Source organism: Spirulina sp. LEGE 11439, assembly GCF_059821285.1.
Genome location: NZ_JCAMRX010000009.1, coordinates 25,762 through 51,638, shown reverse-complemented (window position 1 = coordinate 51,638; position 25,877 = coordinate 25,762). Strand labels below are relative to the sequence as shown.

The window sequence follows — 25,877 nt, the reverse complement described above, 5'->3', positions numbered from 1 at the left end:
CCATTTCAATAGATCTTTCGTATGAGATAGAGAATTCCATTCCCTGACGGATCGCAAACGAAAAAAGGATATAATGACCGGAATAAATTTATAGTAACGAGAGAAGGACTATCACCCCTTATATCGAGATGAAAATCGACAAAACTCTCAAAAATAACGAACGTAATTACGTTGAAAAGCCCTTCCTCGACCAACTCTACAGCTTAGGGTGGGAAATCCTCGACCTCGATAAAACCCAACACCCCCAAGATAGTCACCGCGAGGACTTCTCTCAAGTCATCCTCCTCCCCATCCTGCACCAACAACTCAAACAGATTAACCCGTGGTTAGAACCCGATCAGATCGAAGAAGTCAGCAAAAAACTCACCGACTTTCCCAATAGAAATCTCCTTGAAAATAACGCCAGCATCTTCAACCTCCTGCAAGAAAATACCACCGTCTCCGAAAACCGACAAACCAGCGAAAAAAGCCCCACCGTCAAATATATCGACTTCGATCGCCTCGAAAATAACAGCTTTATCGCCATCTGCCAATTCAAAGTCAAAGAATGGGGACAAGAAAGTCATATCATCCCCGATATCGTCCTCTTTCTCAACGGTTTACCCGTCGTCCTCATTGAATGTAAATCCTCCCGACTGAAACGCCCCCTTTTTGAAGCGATCGACCAGATAAAACGTTACAGCAACCAACGCGATTATACCGGAGAAGGCAACCCCGAACTCCTTTATTACAATCAATTCATCATCGCCACCTGTCGCCACCAAGCCAAATTTGGCACCATCACCACCCCTCGTGAAAAAGACTTTTATCGCTGGTCCGATCCCTATCCTCGCACCCTCAATGACCTCGATCGCGGTGATGGTTCCCCCAGCGATCAACAGAGACTCGTAGCCGGAATGTGCGATCGCGCCAACCTCCTCGAAATCATCCGCGACTTTACCCTGTTTTCCACCAATAACAACGGCCAAACCATTAAAATTGTCGGACGCTACCAGCAATTTAGAGCCGTCAAAAAAGCCCTTAAACGCCTCCTCGAAGCCAAAACCCCAAAAACCCGAAGCGGCATCATTTGGCATACCCAAGGCTCCGGTAAATCCCTCACCATGATGTTTATGGTTCGCGCCATGTACCGCGATCCTCACCTCTGCCAGTGGAAAATTGTTTTTATCACCGATCGCAGCCAACTCGAAAGACAACTTTCCGACACCGGGCAGAAAATCGGCTTTACCGTCAACGTCGCCAACAGTATCGCCACCCTGAAAAAACTCTTGCGTCGCGACTCCTCCGACCTGGTTATGGCCATGATCCACAAATTCCAAGAACGAGACTTACAAACTATCTTCCCCGAACTCAACCGCAGCACCAATATCCTGATCCTGACCGACGAGGCACACCGATCGCAATATTCCCTACTCGGGGCCAACCTCGATCGCGCCCTCCCCAACGCCACCCGCATCGGCTATACCGGCACCCCCATCGACAAAACTGAGAAAGTTTTTGGGGACTACATCGACAAGTACACCATGCGCCAATCCATTGACGATAAAGTCACCCTCGAAATCGTCTACGAAGGTCGCACCCATAACGCCGAAATCCCCGACCGAGAGGCAATGGATGCCGCCTTTGCAGACGTATTCAGCGACTATAACTTGCCAGAAAGAATGCAGATATTAGGCTACGGATCCCGCGATGCTTACCTTGAAGCCGAATCCACTATCGCCGCCAAAGCCCGAGATATGCTAGAACATTATCTCACCCATATTTTCCCCAACGGCTATAAAGCCCAAGTCGTCGCCACCTCCCGAGAAGCCGCCGTCCGGTATAAAACTCACTTAGATGCGGCGATCGCGGAACAGATCGCCCGTTTAGAAACCGCGAACCCCCATAATCTCAACTGCGATCGCTTAAAACGCTTAAAAACCGATGTCATCATTTCCGGCAATCATAACGATCCCCCCCACCTGAAACCCTATACGCAAACTTCTCGACAAGATCGCAGCATCGCCAGCTTCAAACTTCCTTTTGAGGGAGAAGACAACGGCATCAACGGCGATATCGGCATCGCGATCGTCAATAATATGCTATTAACCGGCTTTGATGCCCCCATCGAACAAGTGATGTACCTCGATCGCATCGTCCAAAACCACGGACTGTTACAAGCGATCGCCCGAGTGAACCGCGTCGCCGGAGAATATAAAGAGAAAGGTTATGTGATCGACTATGTAGGCATCGGACATCATTTAACCCAAGCGATCGAAACTTATAAAGAACGAGAACAAAAAGAAATCAAAAGCGCCCTTAGTTTCCCCGAAGAAGAGATCCGCCAACTCGAAAGCGACTATCGGGCAATTCTGGATCTCCTCTCCGGTTACGGTATCGCCGATCTTGAAGACCTCGAAGCCTTTTACGATTTATTTGGCGATGAAGAGATTCGCTTTGAATTCCGACAGGCATTTGCCCGACTCACCCGCAGCCTGAACCAACTTTTCCCCGCCAAAGAAGCCCTCAAATATATCCAAGACTACCAAAAACTCGTCGAAATTAGCGATCGCGCCAGCCTGTATTTCCAAGAAGAAAGCGATCGCCCCAGCATGAAAGGCATCCCTCCCAAACTGCGACACCTCGTGGATACTTATTTAGCCTCTCGCGGTCTCACCATCCAGATCAAACCCATTTCTATCCTTGACGAAGACTTCGCCAACCAAGTTGCGACCTATAAGCGCACCAAAACCAAAGCCGCCGCCGTCGAACACGCCCTACGCCACCATATCGAGATCGAACTCGCTAACGATCCAGAACTGCAAGCCTCCTTTTCCGCCGCCCTAGCCGCCATTTTCGAGAACTTTAAAGACAATTGGGGAAAAATCTATGCAGAATTAGAAAAACTGCGCCAACGGATTAAAAATATTGCCAACGAACCCACCTACGGACTCGATAAAACGCGAGAAATGCCCTTTTTCCGAATGTTCAAACGAGAATGTTTTGGCGAGGAAGAATTAGACGAAGAAGCGATCGCCCAATGCGTCGCCCTCACCCGGCAAGTTTTCATCATTGTCGAACGAGAATTAAACCTCGTCGGGTTTTGGGAAAGTCCCGCGCGTAACAAGTTGAGAAGCGAGATTAAACAAATTTTACTTTCCTCGGATTTTATGGCCATTGCCGGTATGATGAAAAACCGCGACCAGATTATTACCAGAGTGATGGAAATCGCCGAAAGCCGAAAAGATATAATTCGCCACCCCCAATAATCAATTGAGGAAAGAGTAATGCAACTCAATTATGATATTATTTATTCGTCTCGCCGCAAAAAACTCACCATTACCGTCGAACGCGATCGCAGCATTGTCATTAAAGCCCCTATGGGAACGCCCCCCGAAAAAATCCAGCAAATCGTCGAATCTCGCAAAGAATGGTTGTACAATAAACTCTATCATACTCCCAAATATCAACCTTTAGACCCACCGGGGAAAGAACTCGTTAACGGCGAATCCCTACTTTATTTAGGCTGTCCCTATCAACTCAAATTAGTCGATACCGTTGATGACATCCAATTTGTCGATAACTATTTTCTCGTCCCCATAAGACAACAGAATAAACGAGGTGAAGTTTTTAAAAACTGGTATATCCAACAAGCAAAAGCGCAAATTTTACCCCGCGTCCAATTTCATGCCCAACGCTTGGGAGTCACCTACAACCAAGCCAAAATTACCAGTAGTCAATATCATTGGGGTTCTTGTACCCCTAAAGATAACGTCACTTTCAATTGGAGATTAATCAAAGCGCCTTTTTTTGCGATCGATTATGTTATCGTTCACGAACTCGCACACTTAATCGAACCCAACCATACCCCCCGCTTTTGGAATATCATCAAAGCCCAAATTATCAACATGGAAAAAGCCAAACAATGGTTAAAAGATAACGGTCAAATCTTAGAACAAAATCTCTAGCCTGCCGTTACGTTTTAGCACTCAGACTTGACAAACTCTCCCTCTCTGCGTACCTCTGTGACTCTGTGGTGAACATTCTTCATATCTCAGTTAGAATTGACCGATAATTAAATAAAACCGAGAACTGGCAGACTGAGAAGATTTTGCGAGAATATAATATTCCTTCGTTCGGGTATTGGCAAAAACAAATTGACCGATTAATCGTTGCGGTTCGTTATTAACGCGAACCGTCGGTAAAAGTAGCGTTTTATCCAGTTGTAGGGTGTTGTAATCGAAAATAGAGAGGCGATCGAACGTTGCAGCCGCAGCCGTATTGTTGCCATCCAAAACAATAATTTTTTGGGACAAACTCGAGAACGCTAGTCTTCCGGGCGTTGGCAAACTCGCTGGAGGATGAACATTAATCTTTAAGCGGTTAACATCGATCTCGCGAGTATTCAAAACTAATGTAAAGACCGCGCCATCATCCGTTAAAACCCGGCGTTTCTCACGATCGAACCATAAATAACGACTCGTAGAAAAAGCCCCAGAAATCGGCTGATATTGACGCGTGAGACGCAGTTCTGCTTGCGAAATATCGATTTGTTGTAGCGTGGGCATTTGCGATCGCCGAATCATGCCAAAAAGATGTTTTCCTCCCGGATGCAAAGAAAAATGAGTTTGCGAAAAATCCCTCGGATCGTCATCGGGGGTTTGGATTTCTTCTTCCGTTTTCCAATCGATCGCCCACAAACGCCGATCGCGTTGAGGAGACAGATAAGCCCAGCCATTATTCCCCAAAACCACATCAAATAGCGCGATCGCCAGCGATCGGGTTTGTCTCACGCGCCCCTTTCGCAGATTAACTAAAGAAAGATGGCGATCGTGTCCGATCGCAGCAAACTCCCCCTTGGGACCCACAGAGACCCCAATCGGTGGATAATCGAGGGGAATCTCTTGCTGGCGACGGGAAAGCGGGCTATAGAGGGCGAGACGGGGCGGATTATCGATCGCGATCGCAATTTTATTGAGAGTGGGATGATATTCCGCATCGATCGCCGCAAAGTTTAAAGGGATAATTTCCCCCGATAATTCCGGTAGGGCTACCGTTAAAGGTGCGTCGCGATCGGGGGTTTCGGCTGGAGAAACGACGCGGGGACCCTCTGGTTCATCGGGCAATACTTGCAATGGTCGATATTTGCGTCCCGCCAAAAATAAAGCGATCGCGATCGTGAATGCAACTCCCACCCCGATACTCAATTGGCGCAAACGCGGGGAAAATGGCGGCAGAGAGAAAGAAGGTTTTGCTAAAGGTCGCGTCGGGCGATGGAGAAGGGCATCGATCGCCGCAAGTGCCTCGGCTGCGGAGAAATAGCGCTGACGAAAATCATACCGCACCATGCGATCGATAATAGCCGCCAGATCGGAACTAACATGGGTGCGATGTCGCCAAAGCAGTTCGCCAGTATCGGCATCTTCGGGCAATTGTTCGGGATCGATCCCCGTTAAGGCTTCAATCGCAACAATACCTACCGCATAAATATCGCTGCTAAACCGAGGTTTACCTTGTGCCTGTTCGCTAGGAATATACCCCGGTGTCCCGATCCCGACCGTGAGATTACTTGTGCCATTTTTATCCAAACGTTCCTCAACCTGTTTAACCGCCCCAAAATCAATCAAGACCAGCTTGCCATCTTCCTCTCGCCGGCGAATATTGGCAGGTTTGATATCCCGATGAATAACATTTGTTTTGTGCACGAAAACAAGGATTTCTAAAATATCCCGCAAGATAATCACAACGGTGCTTTCCGGTAAAGATTGACCGGGAATGAATTCTTGTTGCAAATCGTGACCAGCAATATATTCTTGGACGAGATAAAACTCGTTATCTTCCTCAAAATGCGCCAACAAGCGGGGAATTTGGGAATGTTGTCCCAACTGGCTCAAAACCTCAGCCTCGCTATCAAATAAGCGTCTGGCGAGATGAAGGGTTTCGGGATTTTTGCGATAAGGTTGCAAATGTTTGACCACGCATTCGGGCATCCCGGGAAATTTTTCATCTTGGGCTAAAAAGGTGCAACTAAATCCCCCCTCTCCTAAAGATTTTCGCAGGCGATAGCGATCGCCCAGCAAGCGATCGGCCGTAAAAGAGGTTGGCGGAATAGGCAGGGGGGTTTGAGAAAGCGGGATCGTGGGTTTGACCGCAACAGTGCGGGATTCTCTCTCATTGACCTCGGTGATCGGGGAGGCATTCAACCATTGTAAGGCTTCCGTGGCGTTGGGATAACGCCGATCGCCATCCTCATCAAGGCTGCATTCGAGAAATTCGGCAAAGCGATCGCCGATGTTGACTCGTTCTCGCCACTCTAAACGCCCTGTTTCGTCTCGCGGTAAAGCATTGGGGGGAAATCCCGTGAGGCTTTGAATGCCGATCGCGCCGACGGCATAAACATCGTAACTGGCATCGGGTTTCCCTCGCTGGTCTGAGGGGGCGTAACCGGGAATGGCGATAGTACCGCGAATACCGATAGTGCCGCGATCGTTAATGTCAAGGGTGCCAATTTGTTGAACGCTGCCAAAATCCACCAATACGAGTTGGCCGTCTTTTTCCTGACGGATAAAGCTATTGGGACTGATGGCGCGGTGCATGAGTCCGCGTTGATGAATAAATGCTAAAACCTGCAAGATTTCTTGCAGGAGTAAAATAGTTCTGCCTTCCGACAAACGTTTACCCGCAAGGAAATCCGTCAGGCAATCGCCTTCAATATAGTCTTGAATGAGGTAAAAACCGTAATCCCGTTCAAAGCGATCGTAGAGAGTGGGAATTTGGGGATGTTCGCCAACTTCAGCGAGAATGCGCGTTTCCTTTTTGAAGAGATGTCTGGCATATTTAACCAGTTGGGGATGACGCGATCGCAGAAGAATTTGGCGCAGAATGCGGCGGGGATTGCCGGGTAAATTGAGATCTTCGGCGAGATAAGTTTGGCTGAATCTTCCGGTGGAGAGGTGGCGAGTAATACCATATCTTTCGCCAAGGATAGTTCCTTGCATTGGCGCAGAGGGGATAGAGACCGATCGGCGGGATGATAAGCGCCCGCATTTCTTCTTTTATTGTGCCTCATTCCTCGACAATTCCAGCGCGATCGTCAGACTCAAATTGAGCCTAAGCGATCGTCGCGTAGGAGGTATTGTCCAACCAATCAAAAATTCTCTCCATTTGCTCGAGGCTGATTAAGCCATATTGCCAGAGAATCATAGGTAAGATGCTGGGGGATTGTTCCCGATGGCGCAAGGCTAAATTGATAGCATCAGTCGGAATAGCCAATTCGTTTTGTAAGAAGTCGATTAAGCGAGTTGCGATGGTAGATTTCATGGTTTCTTTCCGATAATATGCGGGCTGATGATTGGGGGAGTTGGATGGGTTACAGATATGGGTTTAATAAATATTCGTTGATAACTGTTCGCTGATTTTGATTTTGCCTCGATTAACGGCACGGAGAAGGCGGTTAATGGCACGAACTTCTTCCTCGTCTAGAGATTCTTCCAGCATTGCTGCCATGAGTCCATAGCGATCGGCTTGGGAAATTTGACCGGTTTCGCTGGCGGTTGCCAAGATTTCAGCAATAGAACCGGGAAGTAGACGAATGGGAGGAGTCATAATCTTTGAGAACCAATCTGATGCTACTAAGTGTCTCCTACTTCTTCCCAGATGAGGGCGATCGATCCCCTCCATCTCCTGTGAATTCGATCGAATTTTGACACGATCGCGATCGATATAATGTGGGGATCGCGATCGCACTGTAGCGGGGATCGCGATCGCAATGCCAACTTGTTAAATTTCCGAGAATTGTCTTGACAGGGTGTGAAAATGGATGTACAACGAGAACGGAATGTTCGAGACGTTCATCTCCCCACAACAAAATAACGCGACCGCATTGAATTAGTATTAAATCGGTTGTTAAGATTTTTCTGAATTCTAGATTTTTTGGAATTCTTCGGGTTTAGCGCTAAACGCGACGTATAGTAATAGCGCTAGTATGAGTGCCGTATGTGGAGAGACGGAAGTAGGTTGATACCGAAGGAACGCATTCATCCTTCTGAAGTCTAAACTCTAAAATTTGCAGGATTATTATGTTTGCACCTCTCGCAATTGGTTTATCGATTGCATTTATGGCAGTCTATTTAAACCTCAGCAGCAATGAAGAAATCATCAAAATAACCGCCGCGATCGTGGCTCTGGTTTGCTTGTTGGTCAGTCTGTGTTTTGCCCCTTTATTCGTGAAACTTCCCATTGTTGCGTTCTTATTGATGAGTAACAAGTTCAGTTTTGGGAAATTTTTTACAACCAGCTAAGTTAGATTGACTTTTATGGTAATTCCCCGACTCATTGCCGATTATCAATGCCATAATGCGGAAAGTCCCCTTTGGCATCCCCAACAGCAGCAATTATATTGGACAGATATTCCGACGGGACGGATGTTTCGTTATGACCCGAAAAGCGATCGCAGCGAACAGATTTATCGCGGGGAGTCTGTCGGTGCTTTTACCATTCAAGAAGATGGATCTCTATTATTGTTTAAAGCGAGGGGTGCAATTTCTCGGTGGCAAGACGGAAAGGAAACCTTTTTAATTGCCGAACTTCCCGAAGAGAGAGAAACCCGGTTTAATGATGTCATCGCCGATCCTCAAGGGCGAGTTTTTTGCGGAACCATGCCGACTTCTAACCGTCTCGGACGCTTGTATCGTCTCGATCGCGATGGAACCTTAACCCCACTCCTCGAAGGGATAGAGTGTTCTAATGGGATTGCTTTTAGTTGCGATCGCCAAAAAATGTATTATACCGATTCTCCGAGGCGAGAAATTTATAGGTTTACTTATGATGAAACAACGGGGGAAATTAGCGATCGCGCCATTCACATCACAACCTCAGAAAACGAAGGAGTCCCCGACGGGTTAACTATTGATGCAGAAGGTTATCTCTGGTCGGCGCGATGGGACGGTCATCATCTTTTCCGCTATACTCCCGACGGGGAAGAAGTTTTACGATTGCACTTACCTTCTAAAAAAGTTTCTAGCGTCACTTTTGGCGGCCAAAATTGCACCGATATTTTTATTACCACGGCGGGAGGAGAAAATCGAGCGGAAAATGGACAAGGTGCAGGAGGAGTGTATACTCTTAACTTAGGCATTCAAGGCGTACCCGAATTCTATTCAAAAATCGCAATATAGTATATTATTTTGGTTTTCCCTCCTTAACGAAATAACAAGACAATATTCCCGATTGCAAACCGACAACTTCAGCCCGAAATATTGTTGTTCATTGTTCATTGCTCATTGAAATGATTCCTCAACAACGCTGGTATATTGCCTCAGAATCTCCAGAACAAATTGCTGAATTAGTCAGTGTGACGGGACTATCTCCCCTCCTTGCCCAAGTTTTAATTCAGCGCGAGATTAAAACCGCAGAACAAGCGCAATTTTATATCAATCCGGAGTCGGAAACATTACCGCCCCCCTTACAAGAATTTCCCGATTTAGAGAAGAGTGTAGATCTCTTAGAAGAAGCGATCGCAGAAGGCGAAAAAATTGCCATTTGTGGGGATTACGATGCCGATGGCATGACCAGTACGGCACTATTATTACGCGCCCTAAAATCCTTTGGTGCCAATGTCGATTATGCTATTCCCAGCCGCATGAAGGACGGTTACGGGATTAATGAACGCATTGTCACAGAATTTGCAGAAGACGGAGTAGGCTTAATTCTCACGGTTGATAATGGCATTTCTGCGTATAATCCAATTGCCTTAGCGATCGATCTTGGTATGGAAGTTATTATTACCGATCATCACGAATTACCAGAAAAAATCCCTCCAGCCGATGCAATTCTCAACCCTAAACTCATTCCTGAAACCTCTCCTTATCGTGGTTTAGCTGGGGTTGGAGTCGCTTATATTTTAGCCGTAACAACGGGGCAGCGTTTGGGAATGTTAAGGGGTTTAACCAATACTTTATTAGAACTGTTTACATTAGGAACAATTGCCGATCTTGCCCCACTTACAGGAGTCAATCGACGTTGGTTAAAACGAGGTTTGAGAAAGCTGGCAAAATCTGAACTAGCTGGCGTACAAGCATTAATGGAATTATCCGGGGTTAAGGATGAAAAAAAGCCCGTCAAACCCGATGCGATCGGCTTTCGTCTGGGACCAAGGATTAATGCAGTTGGGCGCATTAATGACCCAGAAATTGTGATTGAATTGCTAACAACAGATGATGAGTCAATGGCTTTAGAAAGAGCCATGCAATGCGAAGCAACCAACCGAAAACGCCAGAGTCTTTGCGAACAAATCGAACTCGAAGCAATTCAACAGATCGAAGAAGGAGAAATCGATTATCAAAAAGATAGAGTTTTAGTTATTCTGGGAGAAACATGGCATCATGGCGTTATTGGTATTGTTGCCTCGCGTTTAATAGAAAGATATGGCGTTCCCGTCTTTATTTGTACTCACGAAGAACATGACGAAGAAATGATTCGCGGATCGGCGAGAGGAATTCCCGAATTTCATGTTTTTGAAGCGCTAGATTACTGTCAGGATTTACTCATAAAATTCGGCGGTCATAAAGCGGCAGGAGGGTTTAGCTTGGCTGGAAAAAACTTTTCCGAGTTCCAGAAAAAGCTCAGTGAATTTGCTTGTAGTTGTTTGCTGCCGGAACATTTAAAACCATTAGTTAATGTAGATACTTTAGCTAACTTCGATCGCTTGACAGCATATTTTTACGAACAAATCGAAAGTTTGCAACCTTGGGGGATCGGCAATGCAACGCCGGTGTTTTGGACTCCTAGCGTGCATCTTTTAGATCAAAAAACAGTTAGAGGCAATCATCTCAAGCTGACTTTAGGACAAGATATCGATGGCAAAATGTTTAAAATGAAAGGCATGGCATGGCGTTGGGGAGAATATTTCCCTTTACCTAAAATTCTTGATATTGCCTACAAATTAAAGGAAAATACATTTAATGGTTCGACGAATATTGAACTAGAAGTTGTTGGGATCAGATTTGCGACACAAACAGAGAAAGATGTCCCACTGGAAAACAAAAATACAGATATTAAACAAGAAAATTCTCAAAATAAAATCAAAAAAGCTAAATTTGTTTATAAAAAACGTTCTTTTAATTGTAGTTTTTGGATTTCTCTCAACGAATTGCGAATCAAGAACGATCGCGGCGAAGTTTTAGCGTTAACTCTCGGTGCAAAAAAGGCACTGTTAGGGAAAACACGAGATACGGCGAAAGAACTCGATCTGAGTCAACCTTATTTATCAGGATTAGTTGATGTTGCGATCGATGCGTTGGATATTTCAGAACAAAGCGATCGCAGATAACGAAAATCATCGAACAAACAGAAACTAAACTCTCAATTCAATCCCAAATCAATTTAACACACTAAAAGCGATCGCATTATGAAAATCTCAGCACCGACATCTACCCAATTAGTCATTGAACCCAAATCCTCAGATTTGAAAGCCACACTGATATTTTTTGCAATTATTGTTTTGGCAATTATCAATCTCTCGATCTATTTATTAGGCTTTGCAATGCCAAAAAATTCAATATTAACCTGCGATCGCTTTGCCAATTCTCCCTTACAATGTCAAATTGAAGAAACTTTTGCGATCGCAAGAACGCCGAAAATCGACAAATTTACAGGATTAGCGCGATCGCGACTCGATCGATCCGTTGTCTCCTACTTTGCCGATCGCTATATTCAACTGCAAACCAATCAAACAGTATTGGGATTTGTTCCTATCCCCGATCGCGAAATTTCTTTTCCGACTGCTAACTATTTCGACTTAATTTTTCTCTCCAATCGTGCTAAAAATGCGATTGTCTGGCAAATCAATCAATTTATCGGCGATCGCGATCAAGAACATTTACAAATTAAACTCAAATCTTATACCATCCTCATTATTTTTTGCGCGATCTACTTTCCAATTTTACTAATTACCTTAACGCTCTTAATTCTTGCCATCCTCACCCGAGAAAAATATACTTTCGATAAAAATACACAAACAATGACATGGTTCAATCAAATCTTACCCTTTCAACCGACAGAATATCAATTTGATTTTAGTGCTTTAAAATTGGACATTTCCCCTACAAACCAAGAAGAACAGAATTATACCATCACCCTACAATCTTATCATCCCACCGCCATTCATTGTTTTTATAGCGGCAGCGATCGCGATCGCGCTTCCGAATTAGCCTTACTTCTCCGCAACTTTCTTTAGATTGAAAAAACAGCCTCGAAATAACTGATAACTGATAACTGATAACTGAAATAACCCCGATGCAGATGATTCCAAGGGGAGATAATCTAACATCGGAGTTAATTTCGGAGTGAGTTTTCAAATTGAAGGAATAGACAACGATCGATTAAACTTAAGTTTCCAGAATGCGAACTTGCGTACTGTTTCCCTGAGAGAATGTTTGCAAGTTTCTTGAAGTTCTTCTTCATCGCGATGCACCAACATCGAATCAGAAGCACGCACCTTTAATTCTCCCACATTCAGCGCATTACGCCATTGACGACCTACTTTCCATGCGTGAAACTTAATTGCAGTCCAGCGAGGATTTGTAGGACAGCCTACAAAGCCAGCACGCAAAGCAGGGAGGTAGATATCAGCGATATTCGTTTCGATTTTTACCGTATCGGATAACTCAATAACGCGTAGCTTGTCACCTTTGAAGATATCGAACACATCCCTCACCTCCTTGGTTTTACAAGTTTATGTATTATATTATAATACACTTTTTGTCCTTTAGTTACCGCATCATTGCAGAAAATGCAAGAAAATGCAATACATTGTCACGCGATCGCTAAATCTTTATTTTTTTCCCCTAAAATTCTTCACCTTCGCTTCAAATTAATGAGCAAGCGATCGTCTTTTTTCTGCCTAAAAATTAATTGTTCGATATTGCTCAAAATCTGCTTTACTAGAAAATTGTCTGCTTAGTGAAACATTATGAGCGATCGCCCAAAAATAATCGTTCTCGACGACGACCCCACCGGCTCCCAAACCGTTCACAGTTGCTTATTATTAATGCGTTGGGATGTCGAAACCCTGCGCTTGGGACTTGCTGATGATGCCCCGATTGTCTTTATTTTAAGCAATACTCGTGCTTTAACCCCAGAACAAGCCGCAGAAGTCACAAGGGAAGTTACCCGCAATTTGAAAATTGCGATTGAAGCGGAAGGAATTAAAGATTTTCTCGTGGTCAGTCGTTCCGATTCCACTCTACGCGGTCATTATCCCGTAGAAACCGATACAATCGCCGCAGAATTGGGACCTTTTGACGCGCATTTTTTAACCCCTGCTTTTTTTGAAGGAGGACGCATTACCCGCAATAATACTCATTACTTATTAATTGATGGAGTAGAAACTCCCGTTCACGAAACCGAATTCGCTCAAGATTCTGTATTTGGTTATCGCTATAGTTATTTACCGGATTATGTAGAAGAAAAAACCAAGGGACGTATCAAAAGTAATGCTGTAGAATGTTTTTCTTTAACGGAAATTCGTCAAGGAACGCGCGATCGCTTAATGGGTTTAACGGGAAATGTTTGCGGTGTCGTCAATGCTGAAAAACAAACAGATTTAGATCGTTTCGCCGAGGATATTTTAGCGACAGCAGCCGCAGGAAAGCGCTTCTTATTTCGCAGTGCGGCCAGTTTGCTGACTTCTTTGGCACAATTGGGGCCGCAACCCGTCCCTGCCGAAAATATGGCAGAATACGAGCGATCGCCAAAACCGGGTGTTATTTTAGTGGGGTCTCACGTCAAAAAAACCACGCGACAACTCGAACAATTATTACAAGAACCGGGCATTGCAGCGATCGAAGTCGATGTGACGCGCTTGCGAGATAATTTAGCTGCAAAAGCAGTATTACAAGCAGAAATCTTAGAAAAAGTTAACGCAGCCTATCATTCCGGACAAACTCCGACTATTTATACGAGTCGAACAGAGTTACAGTTTACTGACATTCAACAGCGTTTAAATTTTGGTAAAGCGGTGTCCGGTTTATTGATGGATATTGTTAAAAGCTTGCCTGCCGAAATCAGTTTTTTGATTAGTAAAGGGGGCATTACCTCCAATGATGTCTTAAGTACGGGGTTAGAACTGCGATCGGCGCGATTATTGGGGCAAATTTTACCGGGATGTTCGATGGTCATTACTCCAGATAATCATCCTCAATTTCCTAAACTTCCTGTCGTCCTCTTTCCCGGTAACGTTGGAGACGATCGCGGCCTCGCAACCGTCTATCAACGCTTAAGTAAACGGAAAGAATAAATCTCTCTTTACTCTTTACTCTTTACTCCTTTTCACTGACTCAATTAGCGATCGCACCTCCCGAGTCCCTTCAGATGCCTCAAAAGTGACGGGAAACTTGCCCTTGGCGATCATTCTCAGTCCCAAGGGTGCTAAACTCATTAAGCCCCGTAAGTCGCGTAAATAATTGCCCACGACTTGAATGCCAAATTTACGCTCGTCGATCCACCCTCCCGCTTTTACGAGGTCGATTAAAACCTTGCGATGGCGAATGGAACGGCTGACACTGCGAGTATTGCGGGTCAATATTTCCTGTTTAATCTCCCCGATGCGATCCATCGGATCGACCTCCATCGGACAGACTTCATTGCACATATAGCAACGCGTGCAACCCCAAACCCCTTGTATTCCTTGCTTATACTCGTCTAAGCGTTCTTCCGTTTCATTATCCCGGGAATCTTTCACCAAGCGTTGCGCCTTCGCCAAAGCATGAGGACCGACAAAATCGGGATTCACCTCTCGCGCATTGCATTCGGAATAACAAGCACCGCATAAAATACAATTGCCCGAGGCTTCTAAATGCGATCGCTCTTCTGGGGTTTGTAAAAATTCGCGATCGGGAATTTTGCGCCCGCGAGTGCTGACATAAGGATCGATCGCTTCTAAATTATCCCAAAAACTTTTCATCTCCGTCACGAGATCTTTAATCACTGGAAAATTTCCCAAAGGCGCGATCGTAATTTCGGGAATATTTGTAGAATTCGCCTCAGTATTTTCCTTGACAAAGCGAGTAATTTCACTGCCTACATTTTCCTTACAAGCCAAAGCAGAACGACCGTTAATCCGCATGGCACAACTGCCGCAAATCGTGTTGCGACAGTTCTTGCGAAATGCGAGAGTTCCATCTATCTCCCACTTAATACGATTAAGACATTCCAAAATAGTCTTTCCGCCCTCGACCGCCAACGTATAATTCTGGAATTTTGGCGGGGTGTTGGGTTGCTGCCTGAGAATCTTAAAAGTAACTTCCATGCCTTGACAAAATTTAATTTTTTAATCGCGATTCAGTCTCGATGCTTCCTTGCCAACCTTTCCCGCCCGAGAAATTTCCCGAACCAATCCTCTTTTCTCTATTGTTGCAAGACCTTCGAGCCTTCTCTTAGTTTAAAACATTTCCTGCCCCGTTTCTTTTTTTCTCATTGTCTCCTTTCAATTTCAGCCATTGGCTATTGCCCGTCTCATTTTTTCACAACTCCCCGTGCAAAAAATTTCCCTCTGTTGCTCATCCGGTGCGATCGCGGCAAAATCTTCCCTATAAAAAGCGCGATCGTGTGCGGCAAAATCGTGTCAGATCCGTGTCACCTCTCAAAAAAATTAACGTTTTACCCCGATCTGTCGCGATCGCAATCCTCTATTTTTTCGAGGTAAGTAAATCTCGATCGCCTAAATTTTGTGAATTGTTAAAATTATTCAGAAAAAAACTTGACGATGAGTAGACATTTAGGGATATATTTCTTATATGATGAGATATTAGAAGCGAAACGCTTCAGACAAACACTGAAACTTCGAGGATATTTTTTCAGATTATGTCCGAACAACCAAATCCATTAACGGGAAAAGCCTTACTCAGTAAAGTTAAAGAGCTATCCCACCTGCCCCGTCGAGAAACAGCAAAACGTTGCGGTTATTACAGTTCGACAAAAAGTGGCAGCGTGCGCGTCAATTTGACGGACTTTTACGATGCAGTGCTTGCCGCCAAAGGCGTTGCTCTCGATCCAGACAGTGCAAAAGACGGTCGCGGACGAGAACCGACTTATAAAGTTAGCGTGCATCAAAACGGTCAAATTGTCATCGGTTCTACCTATACAAAGGCAATGGGATTGAAACCAGGCGATATGTTTGAAATTAAGCTGGGTTACAAGCACATTCACCTCAAGCAACTCGACGAGACGGCTGAGGATGGTGAATACGATGAGGAAGAAATGGAAGAGGCCGAAGTCGCTTAAGACCGCGATCGCTTCTATTTTGACATAAAATTCAACGTCTACTGAGGGTTATTTTAAAGCAATTTCTCTTTGCTCTCGGTAGGCGTTCAACGTCATAAAACGCAATAAAACGCTGATTATCTGGAAACACTTATTGTTCTTGCAACCGGGAATTGAGCGACTGATAAGGGCAGAAGGATGGGGCATTGCGATCGCCTTTTTCGTAATTTGGGCGATAGCGTGGTTACCGATTGCTTTACCCTTAGCAATCTTCCTCAAATGGCAGCCAACTCAACCTCTAACTCCCGAGCAAAAACTGCCCTTACTGGCTTCTCTTTATGCGATCGCGCCCTTAATTCTTGGAGGGTTAATTTCTCTACGCGAAGAATCTTTCCGCCATTATGGTTTAATCTTACAGCCCCAATTTTTTGTCTCTCTCGGCATGGGACTGATCGGGGGAATTTTCGGATTGTCGCTTGTCTTTGCCTGTGAATCTCGATGGGGTTGGGTGCAATGGCATCGGGAAAAATTATCCCACTTTGGTAAATTATTAATGCCAATTTTAGCCCTAGCGCTTTGGATCGCGATCGTGGAAGAAGCGATCTTTCGAGGATTTTTATTTAATGTCCTCGCCCGAGAGAGTGGATTGTGGGCAGGAATTGTATTTTCCAGCCTTATTTTTGCCCTCTCCCACCTGCTTTGGGAGGCGAAGGATACCCTGCCTCAATTACCCGGACTGGGGTTAATGGGGGGGGTTTTGTTATTATCCAGATGGGTAGATGATGGGAGCTTGGGATTAGCTTGGGGACTTCATGCAGGATGGATTTGGGGGTTAACTTGCTTGGATTCTTCTGCTTTGATGTCCTATACCGAGAATGCACCAAATTGGCTGATCGGAATTCGGCAAAAACCCCTTGCTGGTTTAGCCGGAATTGCCTGTCTGCTCATCACCGGTTTGGGACTATTTTTGGGAAAAATAGTAATTTAGCAAATGTTTAGGGAAATATTTATGGAGGATAGGGAGCTCGAATCCCTGACCTCTGCGGTGCGATCGCAGCACTCTACCAACTGAGCTAATCCCCCGAATCAGCTTACTATTGTAACACAGTTTCTTTGCCCAGAGCGAAGAATTTTTGCAGTCGCTCCAACTCGATTTCGTCAAAGGAATCTACCGTCCAATTGGCTTGACGTTGGAGCATGTGAAAAGGGTAGCTGTGAGCAATACCGATCGCTTGTATTTTCGCTCGTTTTGCCGCCTCTATCCCAGCAGGAGAATCTTCGATCGCCAAACAATTTTTCGGTTGAACTTGCAATTGAGGAAATTGGCGGTTAATGCGTTCGATCGCGAGGAGATAACCATAGGGATCGGGCTTGCTCGTCTGAATTTCATCTCCCGTGACAAAAATTTGAAAATATTCTTGTATTTTCCCGCGTTCTAAAACAAAATCAACATCCGATCGCACGGCACCGGTGACAATTCCCATGAGAATATTAGCGGCTTGGAGTTGTTGCAGAAATGCGATCGCTCCCGGGTAGATTGGCAAAGTTTCTAATTTCCCTAACTTTCGCTGATACGCCAACGATTTTTTACGAATTAACCCTTCGAGGTGAGTATCAGAAACCATTCGTCCTCGACGAGAGAGCAAGTCTCTCAACCCAATGCGATCGCATCTCCCCAAGCAAATCTCGCGATATTCCCCTGAAACCGGACGCAAATTCTCTTCGAGCATGATCTGATACACGAGCTTCTTATGAAGGCGCTCATCATTAATAATCGTGCCGTTAAAATCAAAAAGAATTGCTTTGAGGCTCATTGAATTGGTTGTGGGTTATTCGTTGTTGGCTGTACTTTAGCTAATGGTGGGTTCGCGATCGATGTGGGTTTCATGGCTTGGGTCACTTGATGAATCCACCAAATTTCTCGGGCTTGTACGGTGACAAATCCAACGGCATCTAAATCAGCTTCAATCGCATTGGCTGCATAGTCTTGAATATAGGGTTCTTCAAAAATATTGTTCAACCATTCCGTATGCCGTAGCGTTTTTTGATTGCCATCTAAAATAATAATCTGTCCTCCCACGGTCAACAAGCGGAAACATTCTCTGAGAATTTCTCGGGCGATCTGGGAGGGCGTTTCATGGAAGAGTAACGCAACGGTTATCAAGTCGAATGATTGTTCGGGAAATAGGGTTTTTTCTGCTTTTCCATGTTGCCAGTCAATCTTTAAATTGGCTTCTCGTGACTTGTAATCCGCGATCGCCAGCATATACGGCGATAAATCCAATCCCGTGACCTCGGCTGTCGGAAACGCCTGTTTGAGGCGAAATGCCATCGAGCCAGTACCGCAACCTAGATCGAGAATGCGTTGGGGTTGTCCTTCGATCGCCGCGATCGCCGCTTCCCGGATCCACGCTTCACTCGGAGGGAGAACCCATTGAGTAATCGGATCGTAAGTTGTCGCCGCACTCGGGGTTAAATAACCGCCTTCAACGCCATGAAAATTCTGCGATCGGTAATACTCGGGGTAAATAAAATCGGGAGTCTCAAAGCGATCGCATTCCTTTGGCCAATCAATCTTATTTTGCACTTGCTCAATCGCTTCGCCATCGAGCAAGATTCCGAAAATCGGCTCGAGTACCTGTTTCCAAAGAGTATCCTGACGAACTGCCATAATTTACAAGCCTTTGCGATCGATGAATTGAAAAAATTGTAACAAAATTTTACTTTTCTCAACGTTATGATGCAATATTCCGGCTTCAGCCCCCAATAATTTTGATTTAACCCCCATAACGTTCTAAACTGTTTATTTGCAATTTGCGTTGGAGCGAATCTCGTTAAACCGTGCGAAAAATACTGATTGCTGGAAACTGGAAAATGCACAAAACTCAGGCGGAGTCCCGCGAGTTTTTGCAAGCCTTTTTACCTGAAACTACCGATACTGATGAAGACAGAGGGATTATTCTCTGTCCGACTTTTACCTCCTTGGGAGTCATGTCTAAAACCCTGCATGGCAGTCGCGTGCGCTTGGGGGCACAGAATATTCATTGGGAAGATTCGGGGGCATATACTGGAGAAATATCGGGGGCGATGCTCGTTGAATTGGGAGTGAGTTATGTTATTGTCGGTCACAGCGAACGCCGTCAGTATTTTGGCGAAACGGACGAAACCGTAAACTTGCGTCTGAAAGCGGCTCAACGCCATACTTTAATTCCGATTCTTTGCGTTGGTGAAACCAAAGCACAACGGGATGCGGGAGAAACCGAAGCGATTATTTCCCATCAGTTGAAAAAAGGATTGGTGGATATCGATCAAAATAATTTGGTCATTGCTTACGAACCCATTTGGGCGATCGGTACCGGGGATACTTGCGATGCGAAGGAAGCGAACCGGATTATCGGTTTAATTCGTTCTCAGTTGACGAATGCTGATGTTTCTATTCAATATGGCGGTTCTGTCAAACCGGGCAATGTGGATGAAATTATGGCACAACCAGAGATTGATGGGGCATTAGTTGGTGGGGCGAGTTTAGAACCGGAAAGTTTTGCTCGCCTTGTTAATTATCAGTAAGAAGGAATGAGTGAGCGATTAACTCCTTTAGAAATTCGAGGGCGTTCTTTTGTCTGGGGAGAACGCACTTTTTTAATGGGAATTTTAAATGTGACTCCCGACAGTTTTAGCGATGGAGGCGAGTTTGATAACCTCGAAGCTGCTTTGACTCAAGCTCAGTTAATGGAGGCTTCTGGGGCAGATATCATTGATGTGGGGGGACAATCTACTCGCCCCGGATCGCGACAGATTTCTTTACAAGAAGAGTTAGAGCGCACGATTCCCCTGATTGAACGGTTGCGATCTCACTCTTCGATTCCCATTTCCATTGATACGACGCGATCGCAAGTCGCCAAAGCAGCCATTGAAGCGGGGGCAGATATCGTCAATGATATTTCCGGGGGAACTTTTGATGGGGACATGTTTCCCGTTGTGGCTCAATTGGCGGTGCCTTATATTTTGATGCACCTGCGCGGAACTCCCGAAACGATGCAATCTTTTACGGATTATGAGGATGTTGTCAAGGAAATTTATCAATTCTTTACAGCACAAATTGAGAAAGCCGTGAAAGTGGGAATTGTGCGATCGCGCCTCATTCTCGATCCCGGTATTGGTTTTGCGAAAACTTACCCGCAAAATATTGAAATTTTTCAACGTCTACCGGAATTTCAGTTTCTGAATTTGCCGATTTTGGTGGGTCCTTCTCGCAAAAGTTTCATCGGTCATTTTTTAGGAAAAAAGAACCCTAAAGAGCGAATTTGGGGAACTGCGGCGGCTTGTTGTAGTGCGATCGCTTTAGGTTGCGATATTTTGCGGGTTCACGATGTCCCGGAAATGGTGGATGTTTGTCGCTTGAGCGATAAGATTTGGCGAAAGGGATAAGAGCATCGCGCCAAGGAAAAATCAACGTTCTCGCTTGATTTGACTGCGATATTCTGGAGTTATCTCAATGCGTGCAAACTATGACTGGCTATCAAACTCAAGCGGCTTTAGAAGAAGAACAAAGCAAAAATCAACAGTTTCGCGATCGCTGGTTAAAACTCGGTATCGATCCCGATACTTTGACTTAGTTGTTTAGAGATGCGATCGCGGTTTTCCTCAAGTTTAAGCAAAAAATTCTCTTAAGTAAATTATACCAAATAAGACTGCTGGATGAACTTTTCTTATAGCAGCTAGAGGAGAAGAGGAAAAGGAAATATATTTCTACAGAGCGCCCATTCTGTAATCTGGGTCTTTCTACCAATAGCAGGCTATTTTTGTTATTCTCCCAATGCTTTTCGGCGTAAAGAACTATAAGGTAAAACCCGCAATACTTCCTCAACTGTTGTCACGCCTAAAGCGACCTTTTCGATCGCTGCAATGCGGAAAGAAGCAAACTTAATTTTCTTTAAATAGCGGTGTAATTGAGTCATCGTACCATCATAAATAATCTCTCGGATGGTATCGTCCACATCCAAAAGTTCTACGATCGCTTCTCGTCCCAAATATCCCGACTCAAAACACATATTACACCCTTTTCCTTTACGCCATTGAGAAACATCAATGCGTTTGGAGTCTACATTGAGCTTATCAAAATCCTCTTCCGTGGGGGCATAAGGTTCGGCACAATGGGGACAAACTCGCCGCACTAAACGCTGTGCGACAATTCCCAATAAAGCATCGCTAATTAAACCCGGATCGGGTCCGATATCCTTGAGGCGAGGGATGGCACCGGGAGCATCATTCGTATGAAGCGTTGTGAGAACTAAATGTCCTGTTAATGCGGCTCTCACGGCAGTCTCAGCCGTTTCCTCATCGCGAATTTCCCCCACCATGATAATATCTGGATCCTGCCGTAAAATTGCCCGCATTCCTGCTGCAAAGGTCATTCCCGCCGCTTCATTGACTTGAGTTTGGGTGATGCGGGGTAAAATATACTCGACGGGGTTTTCTACGGTGACGACATTAACGTGTTCTGTCGAAATAGCTTGCAAACTCGTATAGAGCGTGCTGGTTTTTCCCGAACCCGTGGGACCGGTAAAGACGATAATTCCTTGAGGTTGCGTCAACCAAGTTTTATAAATCTCAAGGGTTTTTTGAGAGAAACCTAAATCACCAAGAATCTTGAAGGGATTTTTGCGAGGCAGTAAACGAATAACGGCTTTTTCTCCAAAAACACAGGGAAGGGTACTCACTCTCATATCCATCCCTAATTCCACTTGTTCTCCCGAGGCATATTGTTCGCCGATCCGTCCATCTTGAGGTTTGCGACTTTCAGCAATGTCGATCTCAGACATCACTTTTAGCGCAACAATCACCCGACGACTGATTTCAATGGGAAGTGTCGTAATATCCCGCAATACGCCATCGATACGATAGCGCACTCGCAACCCTTCTTGCATGGGTTCGAGGTGAATATCGCTGGCACGGTTTCGCAAAGCACCGGAAATTAGGGTTTTTATCCGCTCGATTTGATCGACGGCTTTGGCGAGATAAAGTTCGGTGGTTTCGCTAATGTCCTCTTGTTCTATTTTTCCAGTAAGGGGATTAACAAGAGGGCTTGAAGTGATATTTTTGGGATTATAATGATAAGTGTGATACCATTTATTGTAACTTTTGTCTGTGACGGGAACGATTTCGATCTCTGCAAAGGTGCGATCGCGCATCATTCGCAAATCTGCTGTCGAAATCTTGACGGGACTTCCCAAGTAATAACAATTTTGCCAGAGTAGTAAAGGGACAACGGGAGGTAAAAGTTTTTTGTGGGGAAATTCGCGAAAAAAGCGATCGCTAACTTCTGCATCGAGTAAAGTCGAGTCGATTAACCCTTCTTCATCTACTAACATAGATAAGGCGCGATCGCAAGTAATTTGACGATTTCTTAATTGTTGCCATGCTGTGGGTGTTTTCAGCAGTTGGACCACATTTTTTCTCCCAAACCTTTTATCTCTCTCAATTCTAGCAAAGGAAATAAAATAATTAACACTTCAACCGTCACAATTCATCAGTGATTCTGGGATTTAGTTAACTGATTTTAAGCCATTTTCAGTATTGTCTGAATTGCAAATAATTTGTTCGATCGCTTGGCGATCTTCGGGACTTTCTGACTGTTTGAGGTATTCTAGGGCAATTTGTCCGGCGGCGGGATATGCTTTGCGAGTTTCTAGTAATAATTCGACGACGCGATCGCGTTGCTGTTTTTCCAATTGTTTTGCAGTTGCGAAAGGAAGCGCGATCGCACTAAAAATCACACTGAATAAGGTCGGAATTAGGGGGATCCACCATCCGTTTAAAAATGCACCATAGCTTATACCAACTAAACAAAGACAAGCGATGAAAGTCGCGATCGCAATATCAGGGAATTCCTTGAAATACCATGCCAAAGTTGCGCCCATTATTCCCCAAATAAACACCCAAACCCATTCTAAAGGTTCGCGCCATACTTGCAGCATCGATCGTCCAGCTAAAGCACTATTTAATAATTGGCTGGCGATATTGGCATGAATGATAACGCCAGCCATATATAATTCTCGGTAGGGAGTTTGAAAAAGATCGTTGACACTATCTGCGGTTGCACCAATTAAAACTACGCGATCGCTTAAGGCTTCCGAGGGAATGCGATCGCTCAATAGATCTCTGAAAGAAAAGGTTGTAAATTGTTCCTTTGTTCCCCAATAATTTAATAAAATCTGATAGCCGCCACTCTTTGCACGAATATAACTCCCATCGTTAGATTGAAAAGGAACTAAGCGCGTTTTTCCGAGTTGGATACTGCGATCGCTTAAAGATTTTGGTTCGATTCCTTCAGGTTTCAAATAGCGCAAGGCGAGTTCTAAGCCTAAATTAAAACGCAATCGATCTTCTGGCGATCGTTCTGAGAGTAAAGCACGACGAACTTTACCATCTTCATCTAATACTTGATCTGCTAGTGCAACGCGATTGCTTTTTGCTAATACAGGTGGAGGTGAAATACGACTGCCAATGAGCTTTTCTACAGTAATTAAATTAGGCGTATTTTCTAAGACTTCCTTAAATTCTTGGTGTCCGGGTTCGACGGGTAAATCTCGATATAAATCTAAGCCGATTGCTCTCGGATTGTGGTGTTTAAGATTTGCGATCGCTTGAGCTAAAATACCATCAGGAATCGGATATTGACCAATTTTTTGTAAATCGGGTTCGTCAATTGTAATAATAGTAATTCTCGGGTCAATTCCTGATGCAGGACGATTTTGAAACAGCCAATCTAACGCGACCCATTCCAGTCCTTGTAAGAGACTCAGCCAGCGTAATAATAATATACCGCCTGCGACCGATGCGGCAATCGAAGGGATCCAAATAGGTCGCGATCGCAAAGTTTTTGCGGCGGTTTTTACAGTGTTTCTTGCTTCGACTAAAAGATGATTGGCTTGGGTTGCTGCTTGCAAAGCAAATTCTGCTTTTTCTCGTTCTTCTTTGGCGACAGCTAAGTTACTTTCGGCGTTACGTTTGGCGAGTTCTTGGCTCGCTCCGAGATAACGATAATCGAGATCTCCGAGTTGCTTGTTTTGAGACCATGCGAGGGCTTCTTTCAATTCCCAATCTTGTAAGAGTTCCGTTTCATTTTGTTGTTTGGATTTAATCCAAGCATTAAATTTAAGAGAGTATGGACGCAAATTTTCCAATTGCGTAATGACCCATTTCTCATTAAAAACAGCTTGATAAATTGGGTTTTTGATCTGTAATTTGCCGCGATCGCTTTCTATTAATCCAGAGAGTAGCAATTCAATTTGTTCCCGACTATCATCAGTTTTAACTTCTTCTCCTCTCAAAATTTGCTGGTAAATTCCCAATAAGCGACTTGCCCTATATTCATTACTGAGAATGCGATAGCGGATTGTTCGTAAATGTTCCGGATCGTCCTGAGATTCCCATTTCTCAAGAATACGCAGATTAACAACTTGAGCAACTAGATTTCGATCGCTATTTTCTCCGATCTGTTGTTCAACTGGTGACTGGTGACTGGTGACTGTTTCTTCTTCTCTCAGCAATTTACATAATTTTTGAGTTAAAAATGGCTGTCCTCCTGTCCATTCAAGAATCTTTTCGAGGATATTTTGGGCTTTGGCTTCATTGTCACTTAATCCTTTTTTTAGCGGTTGTGCTTCCTCGAGGGTAAAACCAGATAATGGGATGGCTTGACCAATATTAAATGGCGTTCTTTTTTTATCGCGAATTAAATCAGAAGGAGTCGCAACGCCAAAAATTGCAAAGGTAATGCGCTGATATTCTGGATCGATCGCTCGCTGATTATAAAAGAAACGTAAAAGTGCAAAAAAATCATCAATGGGAAAAGGCAAACTCAGGATACTATCAATTTCATCGATAAAAATAATTATGCGATCGCTTTCAAAGTGTGGCAGAATAATATTGGCAATAAACTGACTTAAACGTTGCAGAGGTGATAAATCACTCCGATCCTGCCACCATGTTTTTAGGTTGACTTTACCGAGTAAGTTGAAACCCAGCCAGAGTTGAGAAACGACTCCTTTGTACCATTGTTCTGAGGTGATGTTTTCGCTACCAATTCCCGTTACATCCAATGCTGTACAATGAAATCCCTCGGCTTCGAGTCGATATTTAGTACGGACGAGGAGAGAGGATTTTCCCATTTGTCTCGAGTTGAGAATATAGCAAAATTCTCCTGCTTTCAAGGCATTATAGAGTTTTGAGTCGGCTTTTCTTTCTACATAACTCGGTGCATCATTGGTTAAACTTCCGCCAACTTGATATCGATAACTGTTCATGGCTGTTAGTAATATTTTTTAACATTTTTTTGGGTTAAAATCCTTGCTTTTTATTGTTTTTTCTGTTATTTTTATTTGTATCATAATGGGAATATTTTGACTTATCTATAGCTGCCACTATTTCCCATTTTGAAATAAGCATATCACAATGCGATCGCATAAACAAGAACTCAATCAAATCATCAAAAAAACTTAATATTAAACTTTATTTTGCTAAGTTTATATCGCTTCTTCTCTTCCTTTAATACCCTCCTCATGACACAAAAGAAGCGATCGAAAAAACAACCGATCGCGAATTCAATCAACTTACTTCTCAGATCGTAACTCGAT

The 25,877-nt window shown here is 44.3% G+C and carries 21 protein-coding genes and 1 tRNA gene; 11 read left to right on the top strand and 11 right to left on the bottom strand.

Annotated features, from left to right (window positions below; genetic code table 11):
• Window positions 1–128 precede the first annotated feature (128 nt).
• Together AC6RV6_RS08755 and AC6RV6_RS08750 are read left to right on the top strand one after the other, a co-directional pair.
• Window positions 129–3,248: a type I restriction endonuclease subunit R gene (locus tag AC6RV6_RS08755; protein ID WP_500240460.1), complete on the top strand. Its 3,120-nt coding sequence runs from the start codon at window positions 129–131 to the stop codon at window positions 3,246–3,248.
• Window positions 3,249–3,266: 18 nt separating this feature from the next.
• A complete protein-coding gene (locus AC6RV6_RS08750) occupies window positions 3,267–3,947 on the top strand; it encodes a M48 family metallopeptidase (RefSeq protein ID WP_500240459.1) in 681 nt (226 codons plus the stop codon).
• A gap of 90 nt (window positions 3,948–4,037) precedes the next feature.
• Here AC6RV6_RS08750 and AC6RV6_RS08745 read toward each other — a convergent pair whose 3' ends face one another.
• The 4 genes from AC6RV6_RS08745 to AC6RV6_RS08730 form a co-directional block, all read right to left on the bottom strand.
• Window positions 4,038–6,977: a protein kinase domain-containing protein gene (locus AC6RV6_RS08745; RefSeq protein ID WP_500240458.1), complete on the bottom strand. Its 2,940-nt coding sequence runs from the start codon at window positions 6,975–6,977 to the stop codon at window positions 4,038–4,040.
• Between the two features lie 112 nt (window positions 6,978–7,089).
• Window positions 7,090–7,299 (bottom strand): DUF2949 domain-containing protein, encoded by a 210-nt coding sequence (locus AC6RV6_RS08740; protein ID WP_500240457.1) that lies wholly within the window; start codon window positions 7,297–7,299, stop codon window positions 7,090–7,092.
• Window positions 7,300–7,362: 63 nt separating this feature from the next.
• Window positions 7,363–7,584: a hypothetical protein gene (locus tag AC6RV6_RS08735; RefSeq protein ID WP_500240456.1), complete on the bottom strand. Its 222-nt coding sequence runs from the start codon at window positions 7,582–7,584 to the stop codon at window positions 7,363–7,365.
• Window positions 7,585–7,621: 37 nt separating this feature from the next.
• The gene (locus AC6RV6_RS08730; protein WP_500240455.1) at window positions 7,622–7,846 is read right to left on the bottom strand and encodes a hypothetical protein; all 225 of its coding nucleotides are present in this window, start codon (window positions 7,844–7,846) and stop codon (window positions 7,622–7,624) included.
• A 211-nt stretch (window positions 7,847–8,057) separates the two neighbouring features.
• Between AC6RV6_RS08730 and AC6RV6_RS08725 the strand changes: the two genes are divergently transcribed.
• The 4 genes from AC6RV6_RS08725 (at window position 8,058) to AC6RV6_RS08710 (ending at window position 12,214) form a co-directional block, all read left to right on the top strand.
• On the top strand, window positions 8,058–8,279 hold the full coding sequence (locus tag AC6RV6_RS08725; protein ID WP_500240454.1) for a hypothetical protein: 222 nt from the start codon (window positions 8,058–8,060) through the stop codon (window positions 8,277–8,279).
• Window positions 8,280–8,294: 15 nt separating this feature from the next.
• Window positions 8,295–9,155: an SMP-30/gluconolactonase/LRE family protein gene (locus AC6RV6_RS08720; RefSeq protein ID WP_500240453.1), complete on the top strand. Its 861-nt coding sequence runs from the start codon at window positions 8,295–8,297 to the stop codon at window positions 9,153–9,155.
• Between the two features lie 110 nt (window positions 9,156–9,265).
• Window positions 9,266–11,308, top strand: coding sequence for a single-stranded-DNA-specific exonuclease RecJ (gene recJ, locus AC6RV6_RS08715; protein WP_500240452.1), 2,043 nt, complete (start codon window positions 9,266–9,268; stop codon window positions 11,306–11,308).
• Window positions 11,309–11,386: 78 nt separating this feature from the next.
• The gene (locus AC6RV6_RS08710) at window positions 11,387–12,214 is read left to right on the top strand and encodes a hypothetical protein (protein WP_500240451.1); all 828 of its coding nucleotides are present in this window, start codon (window positions 11,387–11,389) and stop codon (window positions 12,212–12,214) included.
• Between the two features lie 117 nt (window positions 12,215–12,331).
• Here AC6RV6_RS08710 and AC6RV6_RS08705 read toward each other — a convergent pair whose 3' ends face one another.
• On the bottom strand, window positions 12,332–12,685 hold the full coding sequence (locus AC6RV6_RS08705; protein ID WP_500240450.1) for a hypothetical protein: 354 nt from the start codon (window positions 12,683–12,685) through the stop codon (window positions 12,332–12,334).
• 264 nt (window positions 12,686–12,949) lie between these two features.
• Here AC6RV6_RS08705 and AC6RV6_RS08700 point away from each other — a divergent pair, with 264 nt between their 5' ends.
• Complete coding sequence (locus AC6RV6_RS08700; RefSeq protein WP_500240449.1) at window positions 12,950–14,275, top strand: four-carbon acid sugar kinase family protein; 1,326 nt, start codon at window positions 12,950–12,952, stop codon at window positions 14,273–14,275.
• A gap of 15 nt (window positions 14,276–14,290) precedes the next feature.
• On the opposite strand, the gene AC6RV6_RS08695 is transcribed toward AC6RV6_RS08700, so the two are convergent.
• On the bottom strand, window positions 14,291–15,286 hold the full coding sequence (locus AC6RV6_RS08695) for a succinate dehydrogenase/fumarate reductase iron-sulfur subunit (RefSeq protein WP_500240448.1): 996 nt from the start codon (window positions 15,284–15,286) through the stop codon (window positions 14,291–14,293).
• A 554-nt stretch (window positions 15,287–15,840) separates the two neighbouring features.
• Between AC6RV6_RS08695 and AC6RV6_RS08690 the strand changes: the two genes are divergently transcribed.
• Both AC6RV6_RS08690 and AC6RV6_RS08685 read left to right on the top strand, forming a co-directional pair.
• Window positions 15,841–16,260 (top strand): AbrB family transcriptional regulator, encoded by a 420-nt coding sequence (locus tag AC6RV6_RS08690; RefSeq protein ID WP_500240447.1) that lies wholly within the window; start codon window positions 15,841–15,843, stop codon window positions 16,258–16,260.
• A 139-nt stretch (window positions 16,261–16,399) separates the two neighbouring features.
• On the top strand, window positions 16,400–17,227 hold the full coding sequence (locus AC6RV6_RS08685) for a CPBP family intramembrane glutamic endopeptidase (RefSeq protein ID WP_500240446.1): 828 nt from the start codon (window positions 16,400–16,402) through the stop codon (window positions 17,225–17,227).
• 22 nt (window positions 17,228–17,249) lie between these two features.
• On the opposite strand, the gene AC6RV6_RS08680 is transcribed toward AC6RV6_RS08685, so the two are convergent.
• The 3 genes from AC6RV6_RS08680 to AC6RV6_RS08670 form a co-directional block, all read right to left on the bottom strand.
• Window positions 17,250–17,322, bottom strand: a tRNA-Ala gene (locus AC6RV6_RS08680).
• Between the two features lie 11 nt (window positions 17,323–17,333).
• Window positions 17,334–18,053 (bottom strand): HAD family hydrolase, encoded by a 720-nt coding sequence (locus AC6RV6_RS08675; RefSeq protein WP_500240445.1) that lies wholly within the window; start codon window positions 18,051–18,053, stop codon window positions 17,334–17,336.
• A complete protein-coding gene (locus tag AC6RV6_RS08670) occupies window positions 18,050–18,910 on the bottom strand; it encodes a class I SAM-dependent methyltransferase (protein WP_500240444.1) in 861 nt (286 codons plus the stop codon). The genes AC6RV6_RS08675 and AC6RV6_RS08670 overlap by 4 nt, the downstream gene beginning before the upstream one ends.
• Before the next feature lie 170 nt (window positions 18,911–19,080).
• On the opposite strand from AC6RV6_RS08670, the gene tpiA reads away from it, so the two are divergent.
• Window positions 19,081–19,806: a triose-phosphate isomerase gene (gene tpiA, locus AC6RV6_RS08665; RefSeq protein ID WP_500240443.1), complete on the top strand. Its 726-nt coding sequence runs from the start codon at window positions 19,081–19,083 to the stop codon at window positions 19,804–19,806.
• Window positions 19,807–19,812: 6 nt separating this feature from the next.
• Window positions 19,813–20,667, top strand: coding sequence for a dihydropteroate synthase (gene folP, locus AC6RV6_RS08660; protein WP_500240442.1), 855 nt, complete (start codon window positions 19,813–19,815; stop codon window positions 20,665–20,667).
• A 377-nt stretch (window positions 20,668–21,044) separates the two neighbouring features.
• On the opposite strand, the gene AC6RV6_RS08655 is transcribed toward folP, so the two are convergent.
• A complete protein-coding gene (locus AC6RV6_RS08655; RefSeq protein WP_500240441.1) occupies window positions 21,045–22,688 on the bottom strand; it encodes a GspE/PulE family protein in 1,644 nt (547 codons plus the stop codon).
• A 96-nt stretch (window positions 22,689–22,784) separates the two neighbouring features.
• The gene (locus tag AC6RV6_RS08650) at window positions 22,785–25,547 is read right to left on the bottom strand and encodes a CHASE2 domain-containing protein (RefSeq protein ID WP_500240440.1); all 2,763 of its coding nucleotides are present in this window, start codon (window positions 25,545–25,547) and stop codon (window positions 22,785–22,787) included.
• Window positions 25,548–25,877: the final 330 nt, after the last annotated feature.